This window comes from Synechocystis sp. LEGE 06083, from assembly GCF_015207725.1.
Lineage (GTDB): Bacteria > Cyanobacteriota > Cyanobacteriia > Cyanobacteriales > Microcystaceae > Synechocystis > Synechocystis salina.
In genome coordinates, this window is sequence record NZ_JADEWJ010000294.1 from 1 (window position 1) to 4,508 (window position 4,508).

Below are 4,508 nucleotides of genomic sequence, written 5' to 3' on the forward strand. Positions count from 1 at the left end.
ACCAGGCTTTCTCCAGTGTTTCCCTGTAATTTATTAAATTATGGTTATGGCATCACCGGCGTTTCTTTAAAGGATTATGTCATTGGCTCTCTCGGCATGATTCCCGGCACCATTATGTATGTTTACATTGGCTCTTTAGCTGGAAGTTTAGCCACTGTTGGCACAGAAACTAACCAAGCTAATCCCACTTTACAATGGGCAATCCGCATCATTGGCTTTATTGCCACCGTTGCCGTTACTATCTATGTCACTAAAATTGCTAAAAAGGCTTTAGATGAAGCGATTCTAACATCGGAAGTAGTTGAATAGCAGTTTGTTTTTGAATTATTGTTCAGGAATCTTTTTCAAATTAAATTGATAATTTAGAAATAATTTTGGTTTTTAATGTGACATTTATTTCAATTTCAAATAATTTTTTGTTACACAATTATCCCTATGAATAACCCCACTATATTTAGTATTGACATTACCCCCCTAGATGAATATAACCAGCAATTATTAGCCCATGTTCATCCCCCCGATTGGATCAATCCTGCTCCCAAAGATCAATATGATCTAGTGGTTATTGGTGCAGGAACTGCCGGTTTAGTGGTGGCGGCCGGGGCGGCTGGTTTAGGTATTGGTCTCAAAGTCGCCCTAATTGAAAAGCATTTGATGGGAGGTGATTGCCTCAATGTGGGATGCGTTCCATCCAAGGCCTTAATTAGCTCGGCCCGCGTGGTAGGAATAATGAATAATGCCGACAGTTTGGGCGTTAAAAAACCAGACAATATTGAAGTTGATTTTCCGGCCGTGATGGCCAGAATGCGCCAAATTCGGGCTGGTATTAGCCACCATGATTCTGCCCAAAGATTTCGGGATTTAGGCATTGATGTTTTTCTTGGACAAGGACATTTTTTGCGTAACAATAAAATTGAGGTAGGGGAAACTATTCTTAATTACAAAAAAGCTGTAATCGCCACTGGAGCTAGGGCGGTAAAACCTGACATTCCCGGTATAGAAGAAGTCGGATTTTTAACTAATGAAACAGTATTTTCTTTAACGAAATGTCCCGATCGCCTGGCGGTTATTGGCGGTGGCCCCATTGGCTGTGAGCTAGCCCAAGCCTTTCAGCGGTTGGGAGCAAGGGTGACTCTGCTTCATCGAGGTGACCATTTATTAAACAAAGAAGATCCAGAAGCTGCGGAAATTGTTCAACAATCCTTACTTAAAGATGGCATTAAACTAGTTTTAAATGTCAAATTAGAACGGGCAGAGTTCACAGAAAATGGTAAGGTTTTACACTACAGCAATAACGGTGAATTAGGTTCAGTTATCGTCGATGAAATTCTAGTTGGTGCAGGACGAGCCCCTAATGTGGAGGGATTAAACTTAGAGGCTGTGGGGGTAAAATTCGATCACCGAGGCGTGAAAGTCAACGATTATTTGCAAACTACCAACCCACAAATTTATGCCGCCGGGGATATCTGTATGGACTGGAAATTCACCCATGCCGCCGATGCTGCCGCCCGCATTGTGATTAAAAATACTCTCTTTTCTCCCTTCGGTTTAGGACGTAGTAAATTAAGTCATTTAACCATGCCCTGGGTGACCTACACTGACCCAGAAATTGCCCACGTAGGACTCAACGAAACCACCGCCGATGCTTTAGACCTAGGCTATAAAACCATCAAAATTCCCTTCTCCCAGGTTGACCGGGCGATCGCCGCTGGAGAGACGGAGGGCTTTTTGAAAATTATTCACATAGCCAACAGCGATGAAATTTTAGGCGCCACCATTGTCGCTCCCCACGCAGGGGAAATGATCTCAGAAATAACCACAGCCATGGTCAATAAAATTGGTTTGAGTAAATTGTCTGGTGTTATTCATCCCTACCCTACCCAAGCGGAAGCAATTAAAAAAGCTGCTGATACTTATCGTCGTACTTTGCTCACGAATAATACGAAAAATTTATTAAAAATTCTAGCTAAATTTCCCAGCAAATTATTCTAAAAAGAATAACTAAAAACTCTAAAAATGAGAAAATTAGTTAACAAATTAAATCTGCACTAACCTGTTCTAAGATTGGCCACAACAGGTTTCATAACCTAAACTTTCTAAGATTAGATCGCTGACAGCATTGGCCACCGCAAATTCACTAAAAAAACTTTCCCGAAAATCAAAAGCTTGCATCTCGGTCACAATGGCAATTACTAAGGAGCCCAGGTCATTTTCCCCTTCCAATCGTTGACGTACAAAAATTTGGGCAGCCCGTTCCGCAATGGTGGCATTAATTCCTTCGGGGATAAATTCTTGGTTAAGCCATTGTTGTAATCCTTGACGTAACCAATCTCCTTCTTGCACAGGGTCTTGGATGGGGGGCAATGTGATGGGGGGGATGGGGTCAACAGCCATAGTTCTAGGACGCTTTGCTAATAAAATGTTGACGGAATATTGTCAAAAAATGGGCAATTCAAGGCCATCGTAGCAGATTGTTACATGGCCAAAAACAGGTCCAAAAGTTACTAAAACAAGAAATAACGCTGGGCCATGGGCAATACCGTTGCCGGCTCACAGGTGAGTAATTCTCCGTCGGCCCGCACTTCGTAGGTTTCTGGATCTACTTCAATATGGGGCAAATAATCATTCAGTTTCAGATCCCGTTTGGTTAACTGGCGAATATTTTTTACCGCCACCACCGGCTTGCTCAGTCCCAATTTTTCTCCAATATCTTTTTTCGCTGCCTTCTGGGAAACAAAAGTCACACTCGTAGCGGCGATCGCCCCACCATAACTAGCAAACATCGGCTGCATATGCACTGGCTGAGGCGTGGGAATACTAGCATTGGCATCCCCCATTTGGGCGTAGGCAACCATGCCCCCTTTAATCACTAATTCCGGTTTAACCCCAAAGAAGGCGGGACTCCAGAGGCAGAGATCCGCTAACTTACCCACTTCCACTGAACCGATCTCCTCGGAGATGCCATGGGTAATGGCTGGGTTGATGGTGTATTTAGCCACATAGCGCTTAGCCCGGAGATTATCATTGTCTCCCCCTTCCCCGGTGAGGGCTCCCCGTTGCACTTTCATTTTGTGGGCTGTTTGCCAAGTGCGACAAATTACTTCCCCTACCCGGCCCATGGCTTGGGAATCGGAAGAAATGATGCTAAAGGCCCCCAGGTCATGGAGAATATCCTCCGCCGCAATGGTTTCTCGACGGATCCGAGACTCGGCAAAGGCCACATCTTCGGGAATATTACGGTGCAGGTGATGGCACACCATTAACATATCTAGATGTTCTTCCAGGGTGTTGATGGTGTAGGGTCGGGTGGGATTAGTGGAGGAAGGGAGGACGTTCAATTCTCCGCAAATTTTGATAATGTCCGGTGCGTGGCCTCCCCCGGCTCCTTCGGTGTGATAGGTGTGAATAACTCGATTTTTGAGGGCGGCAATGGTGGTTTCCACAAACCCCGCTTCGTTAAGGGTGTCGGTGTGGATAGCCACCTGAACGTCGTAATCTTCCGCCACGCTCAAACAGTTGTCGATCGCCGCTGGGGTAGTGCCCCAATCCTCATGGAGTTTCAGCCCGATCGCCCCAGCCTTAATCTGCTCTGCTAAGGCCGCCGGTTGACTGCCATTGCCTTTGCCCAAAAAGCCCAGGTTAATGGGAAAGCCATCGGACGCCTGTAACATGCGGTGAATATTCCAAGCCCCGGGGGTACATGTGGTGGCTTTGGTGCCCGCCGCTGGCCCAGTGCCTCCCCCCACCAGGGTAGTAACCCCCGAAGCTAAGGCCGTTTCAATCTGTTGGGGACAAATAAAATGCACGTGGGCATCAATTCCCCCCGCCGTTAAAATCATGCCTTCTCCGGCGATCGCCTCGGTGCTGGGGCCGATAATAATAGAAACATTGTCTTGGACATGGGGGTTGCCTGCCTTGCCAATGGCGCAAATACGGCCGTTCTTGATGCCCACATCAGCTTTGACAATGCCCCACCAATCCAAAATCAAAGCATTGGTGATCACCACATCCACTGCGCCTTCTGCTCGGCTTAAAGGGGATTGCCCCATGCCATCCCGCACCACCTTCCCACCGCCAAATTTGACCTCGTCGCCATAGGTGGTGTAGTCCTGTTCCACTTCGATAAATAATTCCGTATCCGCCAGCCGCACCCTATCCCCCACTGTAGGACCAAAGGTGTGGGCGTAGCTGTGGCGGTCCATCCGATAACTCATGGTGACTATTTCCTTTGTTAATCAAGGGGAAGGGATTCGAGCAGTTGCGTCAAACTATAGGGACATTTCTGAGGAAAATCCACTGTGTGGCCGGTTTTCTCCTGCACGTAGCCTAGGGCATCTTGATAAATCTGGGGTAATTCTTCCTCCAGGTAGTTTTTCAGAGTGGTGGTCAAATGGCGGCGCAATTGGGTACGAAAACCTTGTATTTCAGCTCGCCAATGGTTTTGGTTCCGCCCCCGTTCCTGCTGCCAGTATTGCAAGAGTAGGCAATGTCTGTCTCTTATACACAGC

General features: G+C 46.7%; 5 protein-coding genes. 2 read left to right on the forward strand and 3 right to left on the reverse strand.

Translation table 11 applies throughout. From position 1 onward, the window contains the following. Together IQ219_RS17055 and IQ219_RS17060 are read left to right on the forward strand one after the other, a co-directional pair. A partial coding sequence (locus IQ219_RS17055) for a TVP38/TMEM64 family protein (RefSeq protein ID WP_194073397.1) occupies nucleotides 1-309 on the forward strand: 309 nt, incomplete at its 5' end. Nucleotides 310-435: 126 nt separating this feature from the next. After that, nucleotides 436-1,992, forward strand: a complete 1,557-nt coding sequence (locus IQ219_RS17060) for a mercuric reductase (protein ID WP_194073398.1) — start codon at nucleotides 436-438, stop codon at nucleotides 1,990-1,992. 66 nt (nucleotides 1,993-2,058) lie between these two features. Here the strand turns inward: IQ219_RS17060 and IQ219_RS17065 are convergent, their stop codons facing one another. From IQ219_RS17065 to IQ219_RS17075, 3 genes are all read right to left on the reverse strand, one after another. Continuing rightward, entirely contained in the window at nucleotides 2,059-2,394 is a 336-nt protein-coding gene (locus IQ219_RS17065; RefSeq protein WP_190598678.1) for a hypothetical protein, read from the reverse strand. 110 nt (nucleotides 2,395-2,504) lie between these two features. Further along, a complete protein-coding gene (gene ureC, locus IQ219_RS17070) occupies nucleotides 2,505-4,214 on the reverse strand; it encodes an urease subunit alpha (RefSeq protein WP_194073399.1) in 1,710 nt (569 codons plus the stop codon). 17 nt (nucleotides 4,215-4,231) lie between these two features. Further along, on the reverse strand, nucleotides 4,232-4,508 hold a 277-nt coding region (locus IQ219_RS17075; protein ID WP_194073400.1), incomplete at its 5' end, for a DUF29 domain-containing protein.

Excerpts from the sequence above, each read along its gene's own strand:
- ureC (WP_194073399.1), bottom strand. The coding sequence starts at position 4,214 with ATGAGTTATCGGATGGACCGCCACAGCTACGCCCACACCTTTGGTCCT.
- IQ219_RS17065 (WP_190598678.1), bottom strand. The coding sequence starts at position 2,394 with ATGGCTGTTGACCCCATCCCCCCCATCACATTGCCCCCCATCCAAGAC.
- IQ219_RS17060 (WP_194073398.1), top strand. The coding sequence starts at position 436 with ATGAATAACCCCACTATATTTAGTATTGACATTACCCCCCTAGATGAA.